A 23,246-nucleotide genomic window follows, 5' to 3' on the forward strand; every position below is an offset into this window, starting at 1 on the left:
TGATAATTAAGCTAAATGTGTGTTTTTGTCGCGCCTGTTCTGGAGGGTTTAATATGGTCTCACAAGAGGCTTTTTGCTGTTTTATAGATTGGCTTTTGCATAATAAATCGTTTATTTAGTTGGACAATCGGGGAATAATTGGTGTCCAATCGAATAGAGCAGGTTGGCCAACAGCGCCGTCAGCCAGTGTGTAACCCGAGATACAAGGAGACATCCTGATGGAAAAACTTGACCAAGAAATCGACACCATGCGCCAGGAATTCGAGTCACAAGGGCAAAAACAGGCCCATGACAAATGGCAAGCCAGGGTCGATGAACTGCAGCGGGAACGCTCGGAAGCTCCCCAGCCGGAAGCGGCAGAACACTAGCCCCCGACGGCCGTGATGGCCATCGGTTGAGCAGATAATGAAAAACCACCGCCCTGACTCAGGGCGGTGGTTTTTTTCAAGGCCGCTATCGGCCTTCCTCATTCCTTGACTGCGGCCAGCGACACCTGAGGGCAAGGGATCAGGCAGGGCTCGACTGCGGTTGTCGCCACATGCGGTACATGGTGTGGCAGTTGACGAACAGGAAGCTCAGCTCAATCAGGCTGCCGCCGATGGAGCCGATCAAGATGTTGTGGCTGGTCCAGCACAGGCCACCCGCCAGCATGCTGAGTCGCAGCGTGATGCCCTGGGCCCGAAACAGTCCCCAGGTGCCGATGGTGGTACCTATGATGGGCAGCCACTGTACCGCGCTGGTGATCCCGGGAATGCCGAGCCCCCAGACCAGAAGCAGGAACAACAGCATCACCCAGGGGCTGCGGGTGTACCCAGAGGCGGTGGTGCGAATGCAACTGAGGCCTGCACTGAGGGCCGCGGTGCCGGCCCCCATCAGGAAGAAGTGGAGGGCGATGGCCGCCTGATAGAGGCAGAGCCGCAACCGAAAGCGCCCGTCATCCCGTTGCCGGAAGGCGCTGATCCCGACCAGCATGGCGGCGAGGCCGATGCCCTGTGCCAGAGGTTGTTGCTGGAACAGCGTCCAGAGCGGCATCAGTCCGCCGAGATCCAGGCTCACAGGCCACCCCGGCGCAGGAACCGTGTTCGCACCCAGCGTTCATTGCGCGGGCTAAGAATTGGCTGCGCCTTGGGAAGCTGGGCGGTGAGCGGGACTGATGGAGTCAAGGGATCATGCATGGGGAAGCCTTCGAAGCGAGGGCCATCAGAAGATGGCCCTCGTCTATTCACGATGTTGCTGATGATGTCTTAGCAGCGGTTGCCAGCACGGGCGACCCGGCCATCGGCCAGCAGCTGGTAGCTGCCGGTGGCGGCGGGGATAAAGGCGGATTGCCCTTTCTCCAGGCGCAGTGACTGCTTACCTTGCTGAAGGATGACGGTGCCATCGATGGCAAACAGGATCTCGGCGCTGGCGGTGGTGAGTGCATGCTCACCAGCCGGGTAGACGCTGAAGGTGAAGTCCGGTACGGGGACGTCGTAGTGCTGCACGGCGCCTTCCATGCGGGGACTGAGCAGGATCTGGTCGTCCGGCTTGGCCAGGCAGCGGGTGCAGTCCAGCAGCTCGGCCACGTCTATGTACTTGGGGGTCAGCCCGGCGCGTAGCACGTTGTCGGAGTTGGCCATGATCTCGAGGCCGGTGCCGCGCACATAGGCGTGGGGGGTGCAGGCATCCAGATACATGGCCTGACCCGGCTGCAGGGTCACCACGTTCAGCAAGAGCGGCGAGAAGAGGCCCACATCCCCCGGATACTGGGCGGCCAGACTGGTGACGAGGGCAAAGGTCTCCTCGTCCTGATGGGCGGCGGCATAGGCCAGCAGACCCGCCAGGGCGTCTTCCTTGCGTGGCCCGGTCAGGATCAGCAACTGGTGGAAGAAGTGTTGCAAGCCCGCTTCGTTCTGATTGGCGGCAAGGTCCGCGACCAGATCGGCGATGGTCGCCAGCTTGACCCGCTCGAACAGCGCCAGGATGGCGGGAATGGCGCGAAAGCCGTTCATCGCCTGATAGGGGGTGAGGGCAAACACCAGCTCCGGCTTGTGGTTGGGGTCCTTGTAGTTGCGATTGCTCGCCTTGATATCGATGCCGGCGGCCTCTTCCCTGGCAAAACCGGCTTCAGCCTGGGCCTTGCTTGGGTGCACCTGGATGGAGAGGGCATTTTCGGCGCACAGCACCTTGAACAGGAAGGGCAGGCTGCCGAAGCGGGCCTGGGTGGCGTCCCCCAACACGGTGGCGGGGGCGCTGTTTATCAGGGTCGAGAGTTTCTGCACATCCCCCGCCAGCACCACCTCGGAGCAGCCGTTGGGGTGGGCCCCCATCCAGAGTTCCGCCTGGGGTTTGCCAGTTGGATTGGGGATGCCAAACAGGGTGGTCAGGGCGTCATGGCTGCCCCAGTCGTAGCCTTGAATCGGATTTTGCATCAACAAAAAGGAGGGCAGATCGCGACTGCTCATAAGGGACGCCTCATTTGGTGTGAAGAAAGTCGGGTGAAGAAAAGGGTGGAATTGACGGTCCGGCCCGGACTATAACATGGGCGGCCTTTGCCGCCGCAATCGCTTGCCTCTCTCTTGATCGGGATCATCATGTCACTCATCTTCAGCCAGCTGCTCGACGGCGCTCTCCACGACCAAGTTCCCTTCGAGCAGATCTGGTTCGCCCAGGATCAGGGGGTGCCCCCCGGCTTCAGCTATCAGGTCAACTTCCCGCGCCTCGAGCTGGTGTTCAGCGGTGAGTACCTCAACCAGATCTGGGACAGGGAGTCGGGTTGCCAGGAGGTCAGCGTGTTGCCGGGGCAGGCGCTCTACATCCCCCCCAACGGCTGGAACAAGCCGCTCTGGACCACGGACTGCTCTGTGCTGAGCCTGCTGTTTGGCAAGCGTCAGCTCGGTTTCAGCCTGGTGAGCAAACGGCGGGAGGACCCGGATTTCTTCGACGTGCAAAAGCACAGCATCATGGCCCGGGCCGGTCATGTGAACGAACACATACTGGCGGCCCTCAACGTGCTGGTGGAAGATCAGGGCCGCTCCCCCACCGACAACCACCTGTTGCAGGCGCTGCTCACCAGCGCCCGTCAACTGCTGACGGAGTCCGCCTTCGAGCGGCCGCGAGGGGCTGAGCTGTTTCACGGCATCTGCATCTATATCCAGGAGAATTTTCACCGCCCCATCAGCCGTGATTCCATTGCCCACCGCTTCAACGTCTCGGCGAGCCACCTCTCCCACCTGTTTCGCGAGCAGGGCCACATGCGCCTGGCGGACTACATCAGCTGGGTACGCATCGATAGGGCCAAGTTCATGCTGAAAAAATACCGCTTCCGTCTCGAAGAGGTGGCGAGCCGCTGTGGTTACATGGATGTGAACTATTTCTGCCGGGTGTTCAAGCAGAAGACCGGGCTCACCCCCTCCCAGTACCGCGCCCTGAGCCAGCCCCAGGGGCAGAGCGAGAGCCTGACGCCATGACAAAGGCTGGCGCCATGCCTCGATGGCAATGGCAGGATCCTCATCCCGGGGGGAGAGGGTGGGCATTGTGATCCAGTACTCGACTATGGTCGGACATGCACGCCCGCCATTTGATTATGCAAATGGATGGGCTAAGATGGCCGCGCGCAACGATCAACGATCAGATTGATAACAAACGGAAGTTAGGAGATGCCGATGGAAAGCAAAGTAGTTATCCCGACCCAGGGTCAGAAAATCACCGTCGATGCCAGCGGCAAGCTGCAGGTTCCCCACAATCCCATCATTCCGTTTATCGAAGGGGATGGTATAGGTGTGGACGTGACCCCGGCCATGCTGAACGTGGTGAACGCTGCGGTCGAGAAAGCCTACAAGGGCGAGCGCAAGATCGCCTGGATGGAGATTTATACCGGCGAGAAATCGACTCATGTCTATGGCGAAGGTGCCTGGCTGCCGGCCGAAACCCTGGATTTCATTCGTGAATACTGCGTGGCCATCAAGGGCCCGCTGACCACCCCGGTCGGTGGCGGTATTCGCTCCCTCAACGTGGCCCTGCGTCAGGAGCTGGATCTCTACATCTGCCTGCGCCCGGTTCGTTACTACGAAGGGACCCCGAGCCCGGTCAAGCACCCCGAGCTGACCGACATGGTGATCTTCCGCGAGAACGCCGAAGACATCTACGCCGGCATCGAGTGGAAGGCGGACAGCGATGAAGCCAAGAAGGTGATCGCCTTCCTGCAAAACGAGATGGGCGTGAAGAAGATCCGCTTCCCCGAGTCCTGCGGCATCGGCATCAAGCCCATGTCCAAGGCCGGTACCGAGCGTCTGGTCCGTGCCGCCATCGAGTACGCCATCGACAACGATCGCGACTCCGTGACCCTGGTGCACAAGGGCAACATCATGAAGTTCACCGAAGGTGCCTTCAAGGATTGGGGCTATGCCCTGGCCCAGAAAGAGTACGATGCCCAGCTCATCGACGGCGGCCCCTGGTGTTCCTTCAAGAACCCGAAGACCGGCAAGACCATCATCGTCAAGGACGTCATCGCCGATGCCTTCCTGCAACAGATACTGCTGCGTCCGGCCGAGTATGACGTCATCGCCTGCATGAACCTCAACGGTGACTACATCTCCGACGCCCTGGCCGCTCAGGTCGGTGGTATTGGCATAGCGCCGGGTGCCAACATCGGTGACGGCGTGGCCCTGTTCGAGGCAACCCACGGTACTGCGCCGAAATACGCCGGCCAGGACAAGGTCAACCCGGGTTCCCTCATCCTCTCCGCCGAGATGATGCTGCGCCATATGGGCTGGGTCGAAGCGGCCGATCTTATCGTCAAGGGCATGGAGGCAGCCATCGCCAACAAGACCGTGACTTATGACTTCGAGCGTCTGATGGAAGGTGCCACCCTGCGCTCCTGCTCCCAGTTCGCCCAGGACATGGTCGACCAGATGTAATCCGGTTCTCTTAATGCAAAAAATGCAAAACCGGCGCCCTGAGCGCCGGTTTTTTTATGGGTGACAGGCCGCTGGCCTGAAGGTGCACCTGTGATCAGGTGGTCTTTTCCACGTGCTGTTGATAGAGCTGTTGCCACTTGCTGCTTTCGGCTTCATCGCCCTGCGTCTGCCAGAACTCGCAGATGGAGTTGGCGAGCTCGGACGCCATGGCGTGATCGCCATCGCGACGGCTCATCAGATATTGTCCAAGCCAGCTTTGATACTGTTTCATAGCCCGATCTCCTTATCTAAGGTGTCCCTGGTGTCGTGTCGCTCGCTGGCACAGGCCGCCAGCATTGACTCAACCGGGTCACTTGTGGTGCTGCGCCGCCGCGTGTTGTGCCCACCGGACTGGGTGGTGATCTTGCAGGATCAAGGCGACAACGGGGCGCAGATGTCAAAAAACGGCCCCTATCGTATCACAAAATAACCAACTTGGGGGGATTGACGGCAGGAGGAAGGGGAGGGGGAACGGCAAAGCTTGGGCAAAGAGCATGCCATCTTGCTGATCCCAGAAGAGAAAAACCCGCCAGGGTGGCGGGTTTTTTAGTTGAAAAAAAGATCAGAGGTGGGCAGTGGCGAGGTATTTTTCCATCTCCTCGGCGGGCACCATGCCACCGCCGGTGGCCCAGACCAGGTGGGTGGCCTGCATCATGCGTCGGGCATCCAGACCGTGCGATGTCTGCCACTCGCCATCGGCACTGACCTGCCAGGGGCCCGGCATGCCTGCCAGGGCGGAGGGCTCGAGCTTGATCTGCTCATCCCGCGCCAGCAGCCCCAGCAGGTCATACATCTCCTGATCGCTCAGGGTGTAGAAGCCCGACAGCAGCCGCTCCATGGCGCGGCCGACGAAACCGGAGGCGCGCCCCACCGCGAGACCGTCGGCGGCGGTGAGGTTGTCGATCCCGAGATCTTGCACTGCAATGGCATCGTGCAAGCCGGTGTGGACCCCGAGCAACATGCAGGGGGAGTGGGTCGGTTCTGCGAAGAAGCAGTGGACGTTGTCCCCGAACGCGAGTTTGAGGCCAAAGGCCACGCCGCCCGGGCCGCCACCGACGCCGCAGGGCAGGTAGACGAACAGCGGATGCTCGGCATCCACTTTGATGCCCATCTCGTCGAACTGCTTCTTCACCCGCTCGCCCGCCACCGAGTAGCCGAGGAACAGGGTGCGGGAGTTCTCGTCGTCGATGAAGAAGCAGTTGGGATCGCGCTCGGCTTCCTTGCGACCCTGCTCCACCGCTACCCCGTAATCTTCGGCATATTCCACCACGATGACGCCATGTTCGCGCAACTTGCGCTTCTTCCACTCCCGCGCATCGGCAGACATGTGGACGGTGACGGTGAAACCGAGCTTGGCACTCATGATGCCGATGGACATGCCGAGGTTGCCGGTCGAGCCCACCGCAATGCTGTACTGGCCGAAGAACTGGCGGAACTCGTCCGTGAACAGCTTGCGATAGTCGTCCTCCTCGCAGAGCAACCCGGCCTTGATGGCCAGCCGTTCGGCGTGGGTCAGCACCTCATAGATGCCGCCACGGGCCTTGATGGAGCCGGAGATGGGCAGGTGGCTGTCTTTTTTCAGCAGCAACTTGCCGGTTACCTCGATGCCGTAACGCGCATTGAGCGTTGCCTGCATGGCCGGGATGGCGGCGATCTCGGACTCCAGAATGCCCTTGCTGACGCGGGTCTCGGGGAAGGCGTCGCACATGTAGGGGGCGAAGCGGGCGAGGCGGGCGGAGGCATCCGCCACATCGTTGCCATCCAGGCCCACATAGGGCAGACCGACCGCCAGCGTGGTGGCCTTGGGGTTGAACCAGGTCACGGGTTCGAGTGCGATCAGGGAGCGAACCAGCGGGAATTGGGTAATGAGTTGTTGGACGTCGATGTTTTTCATGGGATGTCTCGGTCTTGTTACACGATATAGGAGAGCAGGAAGGTACCGGCCAGCGCCATCAGGGAGGCGACAAAGGTGGCACTGGTGTAGTACTTGAGCGTTTCGTTCAGGGTGGCACCGCAATACTGTTTGACCAGCCAGAACAGGGAGTCTGTCACCATGGTGCAGCCGATGGCGCCTGAGCCGATGGCGAGCGTCATGATCTCGGGGCTTATCTCGGGGTAGTGCACCATGATGGGGGAGACGATGGCGGTGGCCCCCATCATGGCGACGGTGGCCGAGCCCACGGCGGCGTGCAATATGATGGCGACCAGCCAGGCCAGCAGTATGGGGTGCATGTCCAGCTGGGAGAGGATGGTCGCCAGGCTGTCCCCCAGGCCGCTGGCCTTGAGTACGCCGTTGAAGGCGCCACCCGCGCCGATGATCAGCAAGATGTTGGCAATGGAGGAGAAGCACTGCTCTGTCTGGTCCAGCAGCCCTTCCATCTTCATACGCTGACGGATCCCCAGTACGTAATAGGCGGTGAAGGCGGCGATGAACATGGCGGTGATGGGGTTGCCGATAAACTCCAGCACGGTATAGAGGTGGCTTGCGTGATCCATGTTGAGCTCGGCCACCGTCTTGGCCAGCATCAACAAGATGGGCAGCAGCACGGTGAAGAGGGAGGCACTCAAGGTAGGGAGGCTTGCCTCATCGCGGGCCTGGATGTCGGCAAAGGCGTCGGGCACCTCCTTGAATGGCACCCGCTTGCCGAGCAGCTTCAGAAACAGCGGGCCGCCCACCAGGGAGGCAAAGAGTCCGACCGCGAGGCCATAGACGATGACGGATCCCACATCGGCACCCAGCTGGTTGGTGACATAGAGGGCGGCCGGGTGGGGCGGCACTATGCAGTGCACGGCCATCAGGGCGGTACAGAGCGGAATGGCCAGGGTCAGCAGCGAGGTTCTGGTCTTGCGGGCGATGGAGAAGGCCAGCGGAATGAGCAGCACCACCCCGACCTCGACAAACAGCGTGATGCCGCACACCAGACCGACCAGCACCATGATCACCTGGGGCGAAAGCCAGCGGCACTTCTGCAGGGCGAGGCCGATGCGCTCCGCCGCCCCCGACACCTCCATCATCTTGCCGAGTATGGTACCAAGGCCGATGACGGCGGCGAGAAAGCCCAAGGTGCCGCCTATGCCCTCTTCCATGGCATTGACCATCTTGACGGGGTTCATTCCCATCATGGTGCCCACATAGAAGCTCGCCAGCAGCAAGGCGAGGAAAGGATGTACCTTGCCCTTCACTATGGTGACGACAATCAGAATGATGCTAGTCAGCAAGGTACCGACGACCCACACTTCAGAATTCATACTGCGCCTCGACAAGGATGATTAGAGATAAATGATGGGCCTATTGAACGGGAAGGACGTCGGGCTGACAAATGATGAAAATGGCCTCTTGGATGAGCTGGGTTGATGCAAAGGTGCCACATTCATCACATTTAGCGGTATTTATGTGACTTGGGTTCGGTTGCCTCACCCTGAATCAGGTCATCCGGGATATCATGACGGCGATGTTGAGCCTGTGACGGGGAAGGCGGATGTATACCGAAGACAACTACGTATCGAGAAACAAGCTGCTCAGCGGCTATCAGCTCTCCAAGCTGCACACCTTCGAGGCGGCGGCCCGCCACAGCTCCTTTGCCCTGGCGGCGGATGAGCTGGCGCTCAGCCCGAGTGCGGTGAGCCACAGGATCAGCGCGCTGGAAGAGGAGCTCGGCTTCAAGCTGTTCCAGCGCTTTCATCGCAAGGTGGTGCTGACGACGGAGGGGCAGCGGGTGTTCTGGGCGCTCAAGTCATCGCTGGAGTTCATCAACCAGGAGATCCTGGAGATCAAGAATCAGGAGCTGTCCGGTTCCCTGACCGTCTACTCCCGTCCCTCCATCGCCCAGTGCTGGCTGGTGCCGCGGCTCGCGGATTTTTCTCGCCTGCATCCCCAGATCGATCTCAACATCATGACAGGCAACGAGAACGTCAATCTGCACGGCTATGGTATCGATCTGACGATCTATTTCGATGACAAGGTGCCGGAGCGGCTCGCCATCCACCCGCTGATGGATGAATACATGGTGCCGGTGTGCAGCCCCGAATATGCCGAGCGACACCAGTTGCTGAATAACCCGGATAACTTGAACCACTGTCGCCTGCTGCACGACAGGCAGGCCTGGGGATATGACTCGGATACCGACGAGTGGTGCAGCTGGGCTCGCCAGGCCGATGTCTCCCTCGATGGCTGCCAGTCGAGCATGGGCTTCGATCGTTCCGATCTCGCCATCATCGCCGCCATGAATCACGCCGGCGTGGCCATGGGCCGCAAGAACCTGGTGCGCCAGCGGCTGGAGCGCAACGAACTGGTGGAGCCTTTCCCGGGCAAGGCGGTTCGCTGCAATCAACGTTACTACATGGCCACGCTCCCCCATCGCCAATGCCCCAAGATCCAGGCATTCATCGAATGGATAAGCGCCCAGGCAAAGGAAATTGGCTGAGCCAGGGAGAAGAGTGCCCTTGATGCATGGCGCTGCACGGTTTGGCTATGGTGCTTTTTCATCCGATGCCCGGATGGTGCGGCCAATATTTGTACATGGAACACCGAGCTGTGTTGATGGCGAAATGGGGTGGGATATATACATGGCGGTGCTTGGATGGCACCTCTTTTATCTGGCTGATGAATACTTTGGGAAACTGGCACCGATTAAGCTGTGTTGAAGAAATAATGTCTGTTGAGTGGACCATCTGATAAGAGTGACGGCGTGAATTAACCACAGGGAATAATGACATCCAGGTGCCAGGAATTGCTCCGGCACTATAAAATCATTATGTTGTTATCGAGCGGACATGCTATTCTCAGAATGTGTAATCCCTGTGACATACAAAAATAATTCTGTGAGGAAGTAATGAACGAGTTTCTGAAGGTTCTGCTGAACATTCGCAGCTTGCGTGCTGCCATTCGTGAACTGCCGTTTGAGCAACTGCAAGAAGCGAAAGAAAAGTTTGATCTGGTATATAACGAGCGTGCCGAGTCCGTAGAGCAAGAGCGGGCCGAGCAGGAAGAGCGTCAGCGCAAGCTGAGCGAGTTTACCGAGATGCTGCAACAGGCTGGCATCGATCCGCGCGAGCTGATCGGCAGCGTGGCCGCTCCGGCAGCTGCTGGCGCGACCAAGAGCAAGCGCGCTCCGCGCCCTGCCAAATACAAGTATCAGGAAGATGGCCAGGAGAAGACCTGGACCGGCCAGGGCCGCATGCCCAAAGCCATTGCCGAGCAAGTTGCGCTGGGCAAGGATCTGAACGACTTCCTGATCTGATTGCCAGGATCGCTTCATCAATAATGCCGCCCAAGGGGCGGCATTATTACTTTCAGGATCCTGTTGTTCTATTGTCCAGAGAAGATGACACCGAATTACGATTACCTATCCGGAATAGCCATGACCATCATGGGCCAATAAAAAGGATCCATTAGCGGGAAGCTAATCTCTGTGGCGTGTTGTCAGCCACACGATGAGGACTCATACAGCCCATTTGTTATCTCTGATGGCACAAGACAACAAATTAGCGGGCGTCACGATGGGATGAAATAGGTGGGGTTGCCGGTGTATCTCTCGCTCTGCCTGTCTGCCCATTTTTCTATCATGGGGAGACATTGTCCCTCTTGTACCAATTTCTTCCCTCATGACTGCTCTATTTGACACCCTTGCCAGGACAATATGTGAATGTCATTTACCCAGGCCGAAGATGTGAATCGGGGTCTGGCGACCCCGCTGTGGAGAAATAGGAAATGTGTTAGCTGACAGGCTGGCTGACTTCATTGCGAAGGGGAATGGCGCGCCTGTTTGAACATTGACGACGCGCCTCGATGGCATCGGCCAGCATGGCCAGCAGGGTTTCACTCTCCTCCCAGCAGAGGCAGGCATCGGTGACCGACAAGCCATATTGCAGCTCACTCAGTGGCGCCGGTTTCTGGCTGCCCCCCTGCAGGAAGCTTTCGACCATGACGGCGGCGATGGTATTGCTCCCGCCCCGCAATTGGCGGCAGAGCTCCTCGGCGACCCGAAGCTGGTTCTGGTGCAATTTCTGGCTGTTGCCGTGGCTGCAATCCACCATCAGCCGAGGGTTGAGCCCCTGGCGCACCAGGCGCTCGGCCGCGTCCATCACGTCGCTCTGGTGGTAGTTTGGCAGGGTACCGCCACGCAATATGATATGGCCGCTCGGGTTGCCCTCGCTCTTGATCACCACCATGCCCCCCTGGCTGCCGGGGGCGGTGAACAGATGGGAGGCCTCGCTGGCCAGGATGGCATCGATGGCCACCCGGATGTTGCCATCCGTGCCGTTCTTGAAGCCGACCGGGCAGGGCAGGGCCGAGGCCAATTGTCTGTGTACCTGGGATTCGGTGGTGCGAGCACCGATCGCTCCCCAGCTGACGAGATCCGCCAGATAGAGGAAGCTGGTGGTATCGAGAAACTCGGTGGCGGTGGCCAGCCCCAGCCGGTTGATGTCGAGCAGCAGCTGACGGGCCAGGTGGAGCCCGTGACCGATGTCGTTGCTGCCATCGAGATGAGGATCGAATACCAGCCCCTTCCAGCCGACTGTGGTGCGCGGCTTCTCGAAATAGGTGCGCATCACTATTTGCAGCCTGTCCTCATAGGCGACGGCGAACCGTGCCAGCCTCTTGGCATAGTCGAGGGCAGCGACGGGATCATGGATGGAGCAGGGACCTATCACCACCAGCAGGCGATCGTCTGCCCCGCTCAGGATCTGGCGCACCTGGTGGCGGTGATGGTCAATGTGCTGCGCCATGTTGGCCGGGCAGGGATGCTGTGCCAACAGGTCGGCAGGGGTGGGGAGCGCCTCCACCGCGAAGGCGCGCATTACCGAATTCAAAACAGCCATCTGGGATTACCTTGCTGTGCAAATGGGGTCGACGAGGTGTCTGGAACGCTCGGGCGTCTGGATCAGGGGATCTGTGTCCGGCACACATCGTCATTGTTGAGAGTGATTATCATTATCTTGCTGTCCGTCTCAAATGCAAGCACTACCGAGAGGATCACCAAAGATGGGGGGCGGGCCGTAAAAAGGGAGGTGAGAATGGCAATCAGGCCCGCTCCCGAGCGGGAGAAGGCCTGATAAGAGCAAGGAATACAGGGTGTTATCAGCTATCCATCACGACGTGACGATCCTGATGGTAGGCGTCTTCATCCTTGCCGCTGCGCCAGTAAGGCACCGCATAGACCTGTGAACGATCTATCTCCAGCGCACGCCTGACATGACGGCGCAGAGGCACCACCAGACCCTCTTCCCCCCCGAACCAGAAATAGCTCCCCTCGGCGGTCATGGGCAGGGCGGTGAAGTGCTCCACCAGGGGGCCGGTCTGGTCCGGCGTGCCGACAAACCAGCGCAGGCTGACCCCTTCGGGCTGCGACAGATCCTGCACATCTTCCTGATGGGGCACCAGCAGGGCGATATGGCCCCTGGCCTCTGCCGGCATCACCTCGGCCATGGCGCTGATGGCGGGCAGGGAGGTGAGATCGCCGGCCATGTAGTAGTGCTTGGCCACCTGCAACATGGGGTCCGGACCGCCCGGGCCCGAGATGGCGAGCCTGTCCCCCGGCTTGGCGTGGAGGGCGAAACGGCTGGCGGGGCCGACATCGCCGTGCAGGGCGAAGTCGATGTCGATCTCCAGGGCCTCGCGGCGGAAGGCGCGAATGGTGAAAGTGCGGATCACGGGTTTCTGGCTCGGATCTTCCCAACGGGGCCCCTTGGGGGTCGGGGTTGGCAGCACTACCTCGCTCTGGCCCGGCCGGGGCAGCATGATCTTGATATGGGCACCGCCACAGCTGAAGGGGTAATCCGCCAGTTCAGGGCTGGTCAGGCAGACTCGGCGCAGATGAGGGCTCACATCGTGGACATGCTTGACGGTGAGCAGGCGAGGGCGATTGACCGGGGCGGACTGTGACATTTGAGTACTCCTGACAGACGAGAGCGCTCATTTTTCATTAAATGAAAATTATTATCAATTGCTTTGTGGCGGGTGAGGGCAAGGGCAGCCAGCATGGAGGCCATGCTGGCTGCCGTGGGGTTGACCTGGCTCTAGCTCCGATCGCTGCCTCCCAGCGCCCGGTAGATCCCGGCCATGGTCTTTAGCTGGCTCTGTTGCTGGGCCAGCACGCCGAGCTCGGCATCCCACAGTCGATTCTGCTCGTCCAGCCAGGGCTGAACCCCGGTGGCGCCTGCCAGGAAACGGGCCCCCGCCAGCCGCTCGGCCTCTTTGGCGTAGGCCAGCTGCTGCTCGAGATAACGCAGTCGCTGCTCCCCCTGCTGGCGAGCGGCCAGGCCGTCTTCCACCTCCAGCAGGGCCGTATAGAGCTGCTTGCGAAACTCGGTCTCGGCTATCTGATAGTCAATCTCGGAGCTCGCGATGGAGAGCCGGGTCTTGTTGTACTCGAGGAAGGGAAGCGCCAGGGTCGCACCCAGGGTCCCCACCGGGTTCTGCAGCACCTGGGTCAGGGTGTCCGAGGTGGTGCTGGCGCCACCGGTGAGGCTGAGGGTGGGGTAGAAACCGGTACGGATCTCGTCACCCCTGGCCAGCGTCTTGCGAAGGCGCAGCTCGGCGGCCCGCACGTCTGGGCGCCTGCTCAGCACATCGGCCGGGATGCCGACCGCCAGCGTCGGAATGGGGCCCATGGCGAGGGAGGTCGGGGCGAACTCCAGCGGACCGCTGCTGCGGCCGAGCAGCAGGCGCAGGGCATTGCCGGCCTGCTCCCGTTGCAGGGTGAGGGAGGAGAGCTCCGCCTGTTTGCCGGCTTTCTGTTGGCTGGCCTGCACCAGATCGAGGCGGGTGACGGCCCCGGCGTCATATTTTGCCCGGGTCAGCCGCTCTATCCGCTCGTAGTTGGCCAGCTGACGCTCGCCCAGGGAGATGGCCGAGCCGAGGTAGGCCAGCTGCCAGTATTGCTCCAGGGTCTTGCCGATGAGCAGCAATCGGGTGGCGGCCAGATCCTGTTCGCTGGCTTGTGCCTCCCACTGCGCCTGATCCCTTGCCGCGGCCAGTCTGCCCCAGAGATCCACTTCATAGCTCAGGTTGAAGGAAGGGCCAAGGTTGCTGCTGGCGCTGCCATCCTTCATGTTCTTGTTGCCGCTCGCCCCCAGGCTGGCGTTGACCGACGGGGTGAGGTTGGTGTCGGCGAGATCGGCACCGAGCAGGGCGCTCTTGAGCCTGAGCCCCGCGACCTGCATGTCCGGGTTGGCCGCGAGCACCTCATCGACCAGCTGGTCGAGGGCGGGATCCCGGAACCCCTGCCACCAGAGCCCGGCCTGCAGGCCGCCAAGATCCCGGGCATCCTGCTGCCACGCTGGCGCCACGTCCAGTTCGGGCCTGTGGTAGGTGCTCTGCTGGCTGCAGGCACCGAGGCAGGTGGTGAGCACCAGGCTGAGCGCCATTCTCGACAAGAGGCTGCGCTGTTGGTTGGATGAGAGGCGAAGCCTCGGGCCGGACAAGTTGTGCATCATCATTCCCTCGCCAGTGCCTCGACCGGATCGAGCCGGGCCGCATTGCGGGCGGGCAGGTAACCAAACAGGATCCCGATGAGCGAGGAGCAACCGAAGGCCATCAGGATGGAGAAGAGCGAAAAGCGCATCTGGAAACTTTCCACGAGCAGGGAGAAGACAAACCCGATGAACATGGCAAGGCCGATACCGAGCAGGCCCCCCAGCAGGCTGACCATCACAGCCTCGATCAGAAACTGCTGCAGGATGTCGGACTGGCGGGCGCCGACGGCGATGCGGATCCCTATCTCGCGGGTGCGCTCCACCACGGACACCAGCATGATGTTCATCACCCCGACCCCACCGACGATGAGGGAGATCACCGCAATGGCGGAGACCAGCAGCGTCAGGGTGGCCGTGGTCTTCTCCACCGACTTGACGATGCTGTCGCTGCTGAAGGTGAAGAAATCCTTCACCCCGTGGCGCTGGGTCAAGAGCGCCACTGCGGCCTGCTCGGCCAGCGCGGGCTGGACCCCGTCCTTGACCCTTATGGTGATCTGGCTGAAGTGGCTCTGGGAGATGAGGCGGCTCATCACGGCGCTGTAAGGCAGCCAGACATTGACCGACTGGCTGCTGCGGCCGAAGCCGGTCTCCTGGCTGACGACCCCCACGATGCGCACCGGTAGGGTGCCGACCAGCACCACCTGGCCGACGGGATCCGTCTTGCCGAGCAGGCTCGTGATGGTCTTGCCATCCACCACGGCCACCGCCGCCCGGCTGCGGATGTCCCGCTCGTCGAGCAGTCGGCCCTGGGTGAGGGTCATCCCCTTGACCCGAAAGAAGTCGCTGCCGACTCCCACCACGCTGCCACTGCTGGTCTTGTTGCGATAACGGAGCTGACCCGAGGTGGCGATCTGGGGGCTGGCCCCCTCCAGATAGGGCTGGCCGAGCAGGGCGTCGAGATCCCGCTCGTTCAGGGTCTGGATGCTGGCGGCCTTCTCGTCGCCCCAGTCCTTGCCGGGGAAGATGTCGATGGTATTGGTGCCCATGGCGTTGATGTCGTCGATCACCTTGGCGCGGGCCCCCTGGCCCAGCGCCACCACGCTGACCACGGCGGCGATACCGATGATGATGCCGAGCATGGTGAGGAAGGTGCGCATGCGGTGGGCCAGCATGGCGTGCAGGGCCATGCGACCCGCCTCCCGGTAGCGATCCCAGCCCTGGCTGCCGCGTCTGGCGACTGACGCGGCTGGGATCCGGTCCGGCGCTGGCTCGTGGGCTTTCTGCCCGGCGGCTGGGTCGGTGGCGGCTTGTGCTATCTGCTGACGCTCTTCCACCCCGTGGGCTTTATCCGGGGAGATGGGGGAGCTGGCAGCCAGCTGGCCGCTGTCTTCCACCACGCGTCCGTCCCGCAGGGTGATGATGCGATTTGCGTGGTTGGCCACCGCCATGTCGTGGGTCACCAGAATGATGGTGTGACCCTGGGCGTGCAGTTCCTTCAGGATGGCCATCACCTCCTTGCCGCTGTGGCTGTCGAGGGCGCCGGTGGGCTCGTCCGCCAGGATCACCTCGCCGCCATTGGCCAGCGCCCGGGCTATGCTGACCCGCTGCTGCTGGCCGCCGGAGAGCTGGCCCGGCCTGTGGTGGCTGCGATCGCTCAAGCCCAGGCGGGTCAGCAGGGTGCGGGCACGTATCTGGCGCTCGGGGCGGGAGGTGCCGGCATAGATGGCGGGGATCTCCACGTTGGCGGCCGCATCCAGATGGGGCAGCAGATGGTAGCGCTGGAAGATGAAGCCGAAGTGGTGGCAACGCAGTCGTGCCAGGGCCAGGGCATCCAGGCCGGCGGTGTCCTGACCACGAAACAGGTATTGGCCGCCGCTCGGGCGATCGAGGCAGCCCAGCAGGTTCATCAGGGTGGACTTGCCAGAGCCGGAGGCACCGACGATGGCCACCATCTCCCCCGCCGCTATGGCCAGATCCAGCGGGTGCAGCACGGTCACCTCGTGCTCCCCGCTCTGATAGCGGCGCTCTATGCCCTTGAGCTGGATCAGGGGCTCGCTCACGGTGCCATCTCACTCTCATCGTGCTGGACGGGCTTGCCCTGATCCAGGATGACCTTGTCCTGCTCGTTCAGGCCGCTCACCACCTCTATCTTGATGTCATCCTTCATGCCGGTCTTGATGCGGCGGGTCTCTTTCTGCCCGTCCTCCTTGAGCAGGGTGACTTCATATTCGTGCTCCCCCAGCTTCTTGCCGAGGGCGGTCTGGGGGATGGCCAATACCTGTTTGCGTTCACCCAGCACTATGGTGACCTGGGTCGTCATGGCGACCCTCAGCTGATGGTCGGGGTTGGGCACATCGAACAGGGCGTAATAGTAGATGGCGGCATTGCTGGTGGTCGTGGTGTTGGCGCTCTGCTCGTTGATGTTGGTGGGGGCCAGCTCGACCGTGCGCAGGGTGCCGTGATAGCGGCGGTCCGGGTCTCCGATCAGGGTGAAGTAGACCGGCATGCCGGCTCTGACCTTGGTGACATCCGCCTCCGAGATCTGCGCCTTGACCGTCATGGTATCGAGGTTGGCGAGCTTGAGCAGGGTCGGGACCGTCTGGCTGGCGGCCAGGGTCTGCCCCTGGCGGGTCACTATGCTGACCACTGTGCCATCCATGGGGGCCTGGATGCGGTTATAGCCGAGCTCCGTCTTGGCACGCTCCACCTTGATCAGGGCGTTGTCTATATCGGCCTGGGTGCTTTGCAGTTCGGCCCGGGTGACGGCGAGCTGCGCTTCGGCGCTCTCAAGATCTGCTCGAGAGCTCGCCTCCTGCCGGAACATCTGCTGCTGGCGGCGCCAGGTCAACTCGTTCTGCTTGAGCTGGGCCTGCTTGATCTTGAGCTGGGCACGGCGGCTGACCAGTTCGGCCTCCGCGGTCTTGAGGTTGTTCTGGGCGATAAGGGGATCTATCTCTGCCAGCAGATCTCCCTGCTTGACCTGTTGCCCGGCTTCCACCGCCAGATAGGTGACCTGACCCGAGACTTGGGCTCCCACATCCACCTGCTCTATGGCCTGCAGTACACCGCTGGCCAGCACCGTCTGCTCCACATCCTGACGGGTCACTGTGGCGGTTAGCACCGGGCCCTGGGTCTTGCCGGGCCAGGCCAGCCAGACCACGAGGGCCAGCAGTGCCAGGGCAAGCAGGGCATATTTGCCTGGTTTTGGAAGAGTCTTCATTTATCACCTGAACGAAACGAGCGAAGGCGTGCAAGGGCGATATCCTGCAGCAAATGGCACTTAAAAAGAAGCGAGCAATGTGTAAGAAATCATGTAGATGAAGTTGTCAATTAAGGGGCCGGGTGACCGCCGGAGGAGAGGGGGAGGCCGGCATGATATCCGCTGGGGGCTGTGCAAGGGGGCGTGAGGTCTACCGAGGGGAGAAATGCAGGGAGCCCGCTCGTTGAGCGGGCTCCCGGGTACTCAGCCGACGGCCTTGAGCTGCTCGGCATAGGGCTCGTGGCAGATCTGGATATCGACGGGCAGCTTGTAGATAAGCAGGCGGGCCAAGGATCCCTCCATCCAGTGGTGGCGGCTGCCGACCAGCAGGAGCGAGGCAGGGTGGGTGCTCAGCCACTGGCCCAGATCCCTGACCACGTCATCGACCACCAGGCAGTGGTAATCCACCGGATGGGGCAGCAGGGTGATGAGTTCGCTGATGATGGCCTTGGCATCCAGGGTTCCCTGGGCACTGCGCTCTTCCTCGGACAGCGACAGGCTCTTGCGGCGCACCTTGCTGCTGTGCGTCAGGTGCAACAGGGTCAGAGCGCACCCCAGCCCCTGTGCCAGGCGGCTCGCCTTGGCCAGCGTCTCCTGCTCGTAATCCTTGCCTTCCAGCAACAGCACTATGTTGGTGTGGGTCATCAGCAGTTCTCCTTGGCATGGCGCGGGTCACCGGGGACAAAGGATCTGCCCCCTACCACAATGATCCCGCCCTGTATTGCATGGTTCTCACTCGTCTGTCTTGAGCGCCAGACTTCATCCTTTGTCGGGGAGGGCGCGCAAAATCACCTTTGTTTACATCAGCATAACAGACGCAGTTGAATGGAAAATGAAGACATGCCGTCCATGGCCCCCTTGATGGAGGAATGAGATGGGTAAAGGGTCCATGGGTAGCACAGCCGTGGGGTTTATCTTGGCTGTGCCTGGGGATCATGCTGCTCACCCGGCTTCGAGCCAAGGTGCAGGGATCCTATGCCGAAGGGGGGCAACCACAGTGGCGGTCGGCGGGCCGCCACTGTGACAGGGCCTGGCTGGGGGCTTATGACAGCTGTCTGGTCAACCAGGGAAGCCCCTCTTTCTTGCGGCTGAGGGCCCCCGCCAGGTGAACCGGCTCGGCTGGCAGTATGCCCCTGCTGGCAAAGTGGAGCTCGCTGCTCCCCCTGGCCAGATCGGTCAGCATCAAGACATAGCCGTCCAGCGAGTCCAGGGTCAGCCTCTGAGCCATGGCGTGATGCAGCTCCTCCATCCGGCTGTGGATCTGGCTCGGGTCCATCACGCAGATCTGGCTGACCATGAGGGAATGGCTCGCTATCTGATAGGCCTTCTCGTCGGCAACGAGCAGCTCACACAGGGGGGTATCGCCCAACTGGGTGCGCCGCTCCAGCAGGGTCTGGGCAAAGGGGGCCAGGACCAGATCGGCGATGGGCAGCAGCCGCTCGACCGCGAGCCTGTCCTCTGCCGTGGTGGTGGGGGAGGTGAAGTTGAAGGTGTCGCTGATGATGGCCCCAAGCAATAACCTGGCCTGGGCGCGGGACAGATTGTCATGGCCCATCAGCTCCAGCAGCACTGTGGCACTGCACCCGACCGCCCTGATCCAGGCGTCGAGGGGGCCACGGGTGATGAGGGTGCCGATGCGGTGGTGATCGATGAGGCCTTGCACATCGGCCTCGGCCAGCCCCTCCGGCCCCTGCTCCAGTTCGCTGAAATCCACCAGAAAGACCGGCTTGTTGGCGACGCTGCCCGTCAGAACCGGGGGGGCCGCCACGCCCGCCGTCTCCAGGATGAAGCGGGTCTCGGCAATGGGTTCACCCAATGCATAGGCCTGGGCGGGACGACCCTGACGGTTGAGCCAGTCGGCGGTGACCAGCGCGGTGCAGATGCTGTCGCTGTCGGGATTCTTGTGGCCAAAGACATGAAGCATGAGGTGGTTCCTGATGTCGGGTGATGGTCTCGGCCGCATGTCGCGGCGCCGGGCCAGAGGGGGCCATGGGGCCCGAGTCGGTTCCACTCTACTGTCTGGCGGCCAGGGGGGCAAATTCGGCCGCTCTTCGCTTGGGGCGCCGAGGGCTGGGGGAGGTGCCGGGAGCACGCCATCGACCCAAGCCCTTGGTGGCACTTGGCGCCTGGCTGCCAAGGCATCGGGTGACCCTGTGCTAGTGCCGGGGCCAATCGCCCCCTGGCAGATTGCCGGGGGCGATGACTCGGCGCTTCGTGCAGGCCGTGCAATGAGGCCAGGATCCGCTGCTTTGGGCAGGCAACCGGGGAAGTTGATCACTGACCCCCGTACCGGCAGCTGGGTGGCTCTCCCTCCGATCAGGTCACCATGAAGGTTGATGACATGCCACTTAGGGCTGGTGTCGGAAGGTTGATGACTCACTTACGCTCATGTCGACGAAGACTGGATGGCTCGCCGCCCCGGAGGCGGCGAGCGGCGTCGATGGCTTGCCGCACCGCCCTCAGGAGGCAAGCAGCTCGCGGGCATTGGCCAGGGTATTATCGGTGATCTGATCCCCACCCAGCAGACGGGCCAGCTCGTTGAGGCGGGCACCCTGGTTGAGCGCCTGCATCTGGGTCTCTGTGGTCTTGCCGTCCGTGTGCTTGCTGACCACCATGTGCTGGTGACCCTTGCCGGCCACCTGGGGCAGGTGAGTGACCACCATCACCTGGGTGGATTCGCCGAGCTGACGCAGCAGGCGGCCCACCACGGCTGCCGTCGGGCCGCTGATCCCCACGTCCACCTCGTCGAAAATCAGGGTGGGGGTGGAGATCTTGCGGGCACTGATCACCACCAGGGCGAGGCTGATGCGCGACAGCTCGCCGCCGGAGGCCACCTTGCCCAGCGGCTGGATGGGTTGCCCCGGGTTGGTGGTAACCATGAACTCCACTCTGTCTATGCCAAGGGGAGACAGGCTGCTCTGGGCGTCGGGACGCACCTCGATGGCGAAGCGGCCATCGGGCATCGCCAGTTCGTGCATGCTGGCGGTCACCTGGGTGGCCAGCTCAAGGGCATAGCGCTGGCGGCTCTGGCTGAGCACCTCTGCCGCCTGTACAAAGGCCTGGCGGGCCTCGGCCAGTTCATCCTCCATCCCCTCCAATCGCTCCTCATCGGAGTGGAGGCGGGCGAGATCGCTGGCCAGATCCTGGTGGAACTGGGCCAGCTCGGCGGGTTTGACGTGGTGCTTACGGGCCAGGTTGATCGCCTTGGAGAGGCGGGCCTCCAGCTCGTTGAAACGCTCGGGATCCAGCTCCAGCAGATCCAGATAGCTGCGCAGCTCGCTGTGGCTCTCCTGCACACCGATCAGGGCTTCATTCAGCATGCCGAGCACGTTGCCAAGGCGGCTGTCCATGCCGACCAGGGTCTCGGCTCTGTCCACCGCCACCTGCAGCAGGCCGGCGATGGTGGTCTCTTCGTTGTCATAGAGCAGGTCGAGGCAATAGCCGCACTCCTGCATCAGCTCGGTGCCGTTGGCGAGACGCTGGTGCTCCTCTTCGATGGCTTCAAACTCCCCGGGTTGCAGGGCGAACTCGTCCAGCTCCTGCACCTGATACTCGATGAGCTGGCGACGGGCCTCCCGCTGCTGCTGCTCGGCCTTGAGGCGGTTGAGCTCGTTCTGCAGCTGGCGCCACTGCTGATAGTGCTGGCGCACTTCATCGAGCAGCAGGTGGTGACCGGCATAGCCGTCGAGCAGGGCGAGCTGATAGTCGGGTTTGAGCAACAGCTGATGCGCGTGCTGGCCGTGAACGTTGACCAGCAACTGACCCAGGCTCTTGAGCTGCACCAGGGGGACGGGGACGCCGTTGATGTAGCTGCGCGATCGCCCCTCGGCGGAGAGCACCCGCCGAACGATGCACTCACCGTCGTTCTCCAGCTCGTTGGTGGCAAGCCAGGCGCGGGCGGCGGGATTGCCGTTCAGCAGGAAACGGGCACTGACTTCCGTCTTGTCGCTGCCCGGTCGCACCATGCTGGCTTCGGCCCGCTCGCCGAGGCAAAGGCCGAGGGCGTCGATGGCAATGGATTTGCCTGCCCCCGTCTCCCCTGTGATGCAGGTCATGCCGGATTGCAGATCGAGTTCAAGAAACTTGACGATGGCGAAGTTGTTGACGGTCAGCTGGGTCAGCATGGTTTCATCCTGTATGGGTCAACATTACTGTGTATGCATCCAGTATATACTGGTCTTATATACAGTAAAGTGTGCGTAGCGGGATTTTTTGCCGGACAAGGGATAAGGGGCTGTGCGAGGAGGTTGCACAGAGAGTGACACTGAGCCGTCATGGCATCCAATAGGGGATGTGATCCTGAAGCAAGGTACGCGATGAACCTGAATTTGTTCACCTTTATGGGGTCTTGTCGAGGCAGTGAACTTGTGGAGTCGGGGTGACTGAGACACACTCGAAACAGGCATGGCTCAGGTTCAATAGGCAGGCCACCGTGCCTCACACCAAGGATGCGTCTAGATGATCCACACCCCGACCCTGCTGTTGATCTCCCTGGCAATCAATCTGATGTCGGCATTGCTCATGTTGTTCATCCACTTCTTGAAGCCTGGTCGGCGCAACTTCCTGTTCTGGTCCCTGTCGGCCTTCCTCTTCTCCCTCTCCATCCTGCTGCTCAGTCTGGGAATAGGGAGTGGTCATCCGGCCCTGGGGATCAGGGTCGGTGGCCTGGTCTCCCTCATGAGCATATTGCTGTTGCTGGCCGGCTTTTATGCCCTCTATGGTCTGTCCTGGCGCCCCCGCACCCTGTGGGGAGGGGTTGTCCTGTTGCTGCTTGCCTATCTGGGGCTGTCTAGCCGCTTCGAGGTGCGCATTGTGCTGGCCCTGATGGAGTCGGTGGTCTACCTCTGGTGTGCTTGTCTCATCGTCTCCCTCAGCCAGCACCAGAAGCGGGTGCTCCATGCCGTCGCTGCCATTTATCTGCTGCATTTCACCATACTGCTGAGCCAGGGGCTGCTGCTCTTGCTGGGGCCTGATAGCCGCATGGGCAACGGAGACGGGCTGCTCGATGGCATCTTCTTCATGCACATGGTGCTGACCATAGGCTCGGTACTGCTGTTGCCCCTGGTGGCCTATGTGGAGGCGGAGCAGGCACTGCTGGCCCTCTCGGAGCGGGATCCCCTCACCGGGGTGCTCAACCGGCGCGGCCTGTTCAGGCTGGGGGAGTGGGCGCAGCCGGGGCAGATGCGCTGCGTGGTGGTGCTCGACATAGACCACTTCAAGAGCGTCAATGACCGATTTGGCCACGGTTGCGGTGACGAGGTGATCCGCTACGTGGCCAGGGTGCTGGTGGCCGAGGCACGCAAGGATGATCTGGTGGGGCGCATAGGTGGCGAGGAGTTCGCCCTCATCATGGGAGGGGTGAACGGCCAGATGGCCCATGACATCTGCGACCGGATCCGCCGCCAGATAGAGACGGGCTCCCGTCAGGGGGCCTGCCCGCCGTGCGAGGGGGTGACGGTCAGTGTGGGGGGCGTCTGCACCAGTGCAGAGACAGGGTTGGCGCACTTGCTGACGAAGGCCGACGAGGCCATGTACAGGGTCAAGGCGACGGGGAGAAATGGCGTGCATCTGCAGCTCGAACCCGGACAGCTTCGGCTGGTTGAGGGCGGCGAGGGCTAGGCCCTCGCCTTCAG

At 61.7% G+C, this 23,246-nt stretch carries 19 protein-coding genes; 6 read left to right on the forward strand and 13 right to left on the reverse strand.

The features are described 5' to 3' along the window. Positions 1-218: 218 nt before the first annotated feature. Positions 219-368, forward strand: coding sequence for a hypothetical protein (locus PG898_RS11275; RefSeq protein ID WP_005328920.1), 150 nt, complete (start codon positions 219-221; stop codon positions 366-368). Between the two features lie 139 nt (positions 369-507). Here the strand turns inward: PG898_RS11275 and PG898_RS11280 are convergent, their stop codons facing one another. Beyond that, positions 508-1,056 carry a YgjV family protein gene (locus PG898_RS11280; RefSeq protein ID WP_005328921.1) on the reverse strand — a complete coding sequence of 183 codons (549 nt, stop codon included), beginning with the start codon at positions 1,054-1,056 and terminating at the stop codon, positions 508-510. A 188-nt stretch (positions 1,057-1,244) separates the two neighbouring features. Beyond that, positions 1,245-2,444: a mannose-6-phosphate isomerase, class I gene (manA, locus tag PG898_RS11285; protein WP_226172073.1), complete on the reverse strand. Its 1,200-nt coding sequence runs from the start codon at positions 2,442-2,444 to the stop codon at positions 1,245-1,247. A gap of 129 nt (positions 2,445-2,573) precedes the next feature. Here manA and PG898_RS11290 point away from each other — a divergent pair, with 129 nt between their 5' ends. Both PG898_RS11290 and icd read left to right on the forward strand, forming a co-directional pair. After that, positions 2,574-3,449, forward strand: a complete 876-nt coding sequence (locus PG898_RS11290) for a helix-turn-helix transcriptional regulator (protein WP_041205357.1) — start codon at positions 2,574-2,576, stop codon at positions 3,447-3,449. A 195-nt stretch (positions 3,450-3,644) separates the two neighbouring features. Continuing rightward, positions 3,645-4,898, forward strand: coding sequence for an NADP-dependent isocitrate dehydrogenase (gene icd / locus PG898_RS11295; protein ID WP_005328927.1), 1,254 nt, complete (start codon positions 3,645-3,647; stop codon positions 4,896-4,898). A gap of 94 nt (positions 4,899-4,992) precedes the next feature. On the opposite strand, the gene PG898_RS11300 is transcribed toward icd, so the two are convergent. The 3 genes from PG898_RS11300 to dsdX form a co-directional block, all read right to left on the reverse strand. Then, complete coding sequence (locus PG898_RS11300; protein ID WP_005328937.1) at positions 4,993-5,169, reverse strand: hypothetical protein; 177 nt, start codon at positions 5,167-5,169, stop codon at positions 4,993-4,995. A gap of 330 nt (positions 5,170-5,499) precedes the next feature. After that, positions 5,500-6,831, reverse strand: coding sequence for a D-serine ammonia-lyase (locus PG898_RS11305; RefSeq protein WP_270824203.1), 1,332 nt, complete (start codon positions 6,829-6,831; stop codon positions 5,500-5,502). Positions 6,832-6,848: 17 nt separating this feature from the next. Next, positions 6,849-8,186: a D-serine transporter DsdX gene (dsdX, locus tag PG898_RS11310; RefSeq protein ID WP_043132495.1), complete on the reverse strand. Its 1,338-nt coding sequence runs from the start codon at positions 8,184-8,186 to the stop codon at positions 6,849-6,851. A 230-nt stretch (positions 8,187-8,416) separates the two neighbouring features. On the opposite strand from dsdX, the gene dsdC reads away from it, so the two are divergent. Next, positions 8,417-9,361: a DNA-binding transcriptional regulator DsdC gene (gene dsdC / locus PG898_RS11315; protein ID WP_043132497.1), complete on the forward strand. Its 945-nt coding sequence runs from the start codon at positions 8,417-8,419 to the stop codon at positions 9,359-9,361. Positions 9,362-9,769: 408 nt separating this feature from the next. Continuing rightward, positions 9,770-10,177, forward strand: a complete 408-nt coding sequence (locus tag PG898_RS11320; protein WP_005332615.1) for an H-NS family histone-like protein — start codon at positions 9,770-9,772, stop codon at positions 10,175-10,177. Between the two features lie 475 nt (positions 10,178-10,652). Here the strand turns inward: PG898_RS11320 and PG898_RS11325 are convergent, their stop codons facing one another. From PG898_RS11325 to recN, 8 genes are all read right to left on the reverse strand, one after another. Beyond that, complete coding sequence (locus tag PG898_RS11325; RefSeq protein WP_270824202.1) at positions 10,653-11,759, reverse strand: 3-deoxy-7-phosphoheptulonate synthase; 1,107 nt, start codon at positions 11,757-11,759, stop codon at positions 10,653-10,655. Between the two features lie 259 nt (positions 11,760-12,018). Continuing rightward, positions 12,019-12,825: a siderophore-interacting protein gene (locus PG898_RS11330; protein WP_270824201.1), complete on the reverse strand. Its 807-nt coding sequence runs from the start codon at positions 12,823-12,825 to the stop codon at positions 12,019-12,021. Positions 12,826-12,956: 131 nt separating this feature from the next. Next, positions 12,957-14,306 (reverse strand): efflux transporter outer membrane subunit, encoded by a 1,350-nt coding sequence (locus tag PG898_RS11335; RefSeq protein WP_005332609.1) that lies wholly within the window; start codon positions 14,304-14,306, stop codon positions 12,957-12,959. Positions 14,307-14,374: 68 nt separating this feature from the next. Beyond that, on the reverse strand, positions 14,375-16,414 hold the full coding sequence (locus PG898_RS11340) for a MacB family efflux pump subunit (protein ID WP_042649836.1): 2,040 nt from the start codon (positions 16,412-16,414) through the stop codon (positions 14,375-14,377). Beyond that, a complete protein-coding gene (locus tag PG898_RS11345) occupies positions 16,411-17,574 on the reverse strand; it encodes an efflux RND transporter periplasmic adaptor subunit (RefSeq protein ID WP_005332598.1) in 1,164 nt (387 codons plus the stop codon). The genes PG898_RS11340 and PG898_RS11345 overlap by 4 nt, the downstream gene beginning before the upstream one ends. Before the next feature lie 243 nt (positions 17,575-17,817). Continuing rightward, positions 17,818-18,258 (reverse strand): universal stress protein, encoded by a 441-nt coding sequence (locus PG898_RS11350; RefSeq protein WP_005332596.1) that lies wholly within the window; start codon positions 18,256-18,258, stop codon positions 17,818-17,820. A 397-nt stretch (positions 18,259-18,655) separates the two neighbouring features. Beyond that, positions 18,656-19,537: a DHH family phosphoesterase gene (locus PG898_RS11355; RefSeq protein WP_005332594.1), complete on the reverse strand. Its 882-nt coding sequence runs from the start codon at positions 19,535-19,537 to the stop codon at positions 18,656-18,658. Between the two features lie 535 nt (positions 19,538-20,072). Then, positions 20,073-21,737, reverse strand: a complete 1,665-nt coding sequence (recN, locus tag PG898_RS11360) for a DNA repair protein RecN (protein WP_005332592.1) — start codon at positions 21,735-21,737, stop codon at positions 20,073-20,075. 334 nt (positions 21,738-22,071) lie between these two features. Here recN and PG898_RS11365 point away from each other — a divergent pair, with 334 nt between their 5' ends. Beyond that, on the forward strand, positions 22,072-23,232 hold the full coding sequence (locus PG898_RS11365; protein ID WP_005332588.1) for a GGDEF domain-containing protein: 1,161 nt from the start codon (positions 22,072-22,074) through the stop codon (positions 23,230-23,232). Positions 23,233-23,246 lie beyond the last annotated feature (14 nt).

Source organism: Aeromonas sp. QDB31 (assembly GCF_027707605.1).
GTDB classification, from domain to species: Bacteria; Pseudomonadota; Gammaproteobacteria; order Enterobacterales; family Aeromonadaceae; genus Aeromonas; species Aeromonas media.

What these genes read in the sequence shown, in the direction of transcription:
- PG898_RS11275 (WP_005328920.1), top strand. Translation starts at nt 219, where the DNA reads ATGGAAAAACTTGACCAAGAAATCGACACCATGCGCCAGGAATTCGAG.
- manA (WP_226172073.1), bottom strand. Translation starts at nt 2,444, where the DNA reads ATGAGCAGTCGCGATCTGCCCTCCTTTTTGTTGATGCAAAATCCGATT.
- PG898_RS11290 (WP_041205357.1), top strand. Translation starts at nt 2,574, where the DNA reads ATGTCACTCATCTTCAGCCAGCTGCTCGACGGCGCTCTCCACGACCAA.
- icd (WP_005328927.1), top strand. Translation starts at nt 3,645, where the DNA reads ATGGAAAGCAAAGTAGTTATCCCGACCCAGGGTCAGAAAATCACCGTC.
- PG898_RS11300 (WP_005328937.1), bottom strand. Translation starts at nt 5,169, where the DNA reads ATGAAACAGTATCAAAGCTGGCTTGGACAATATCTGATGAGCCGTCGC.
- PG898_RS11305 (WP_270824203.1), bottom strand. Translation starts at nt 6,831, where the DNA reads ATGAAAAACATCGACGTCCAACAACTCATTACCCAATTCCCGCTGGTT.
- dsdX (WP_043132495.1), bottom strand. Translation starts at nt 8,186, where the DNA reads ATGAATTCTGAAGTGTGGGTCGTCGGTACCTTGCTGACTAGCATCATT.
- dsdC (WP_043132497.1), top strand. Translation starts at nt 8,417, where the DNA reads ATGTATACCGAAGACAACTACGTATCGAGAAACAAGCTGCTCAGCGGC.
- PG898_RS11320 (WP_005332615.1), top strand. Translation starts at nt 9,770, where the DNA reads ATGAACGAGTTTCTGAAGGTTCTGCTGAACATTCGCAGCTTGCGTGCT.
- PG898_RS11325 (WP_270824202.1), bottom strand. Translation starts at nt 11,759, where the DNA reads ATGGCTGTTTTGAATTCGGTAATGCGCGCCTTCGCGGTGGAGGCGCTC.
- PG898_RS11330 (WP_270824201.1), bottom strand. Translation starts at nt 12,825, where the DNA reads ATGTCACAGTCCGCCCCGGTCAATCGCCCTCGCCTGCTCACCGTCAAG.
- PG898_RS11335 (WP_005332609.1), bottom strand. Translation starts at nt 14,306, where the DNA reads ATGGCGCTCAGCCTGGTGCTCACCACCTGCCTCGGTGCCTGCAGCCAG.
- PG898_RS11345 (WP_005332598.1), bottom strand. Translation starts at nt 17,574, where the DNA reads ATGAAGACTCTTCCAAAACCAGGCAAATATGCCCTGCTTGCCCTGGCA.
- PG898_RS11350 (WP_005332596.1), bottom strand. Translation starts at nt 18,258, where the DNA reads ATGACCCACACCAACATAGTGCTGTTGCTGGAAGGCAAGGATTACGAG.
- PG898_RS11355 (WP_005332594.1), bottom strand. Translation starts at nt 19,537, where the DNA reads ATGCTTCATGTCTTTGGCCACAAGAATCCCGACAGCGACAGCATCTGC.
- recN (WP_005332592.1), bottom strand. Translation starts at nt 21,737, where the DNA reads ATGCTGACCCAGCTGACCGTCAACAACTTCGCCATCGTCAAGTTTCTT.
- PG898_RS11365 (WP_005332588.1), top strand. Translation starts at nt 22,072, where the DNA reads ATGATCCACACCCCGACCCTGCTGTTGATCTCCCTGGCAATCAATCTG.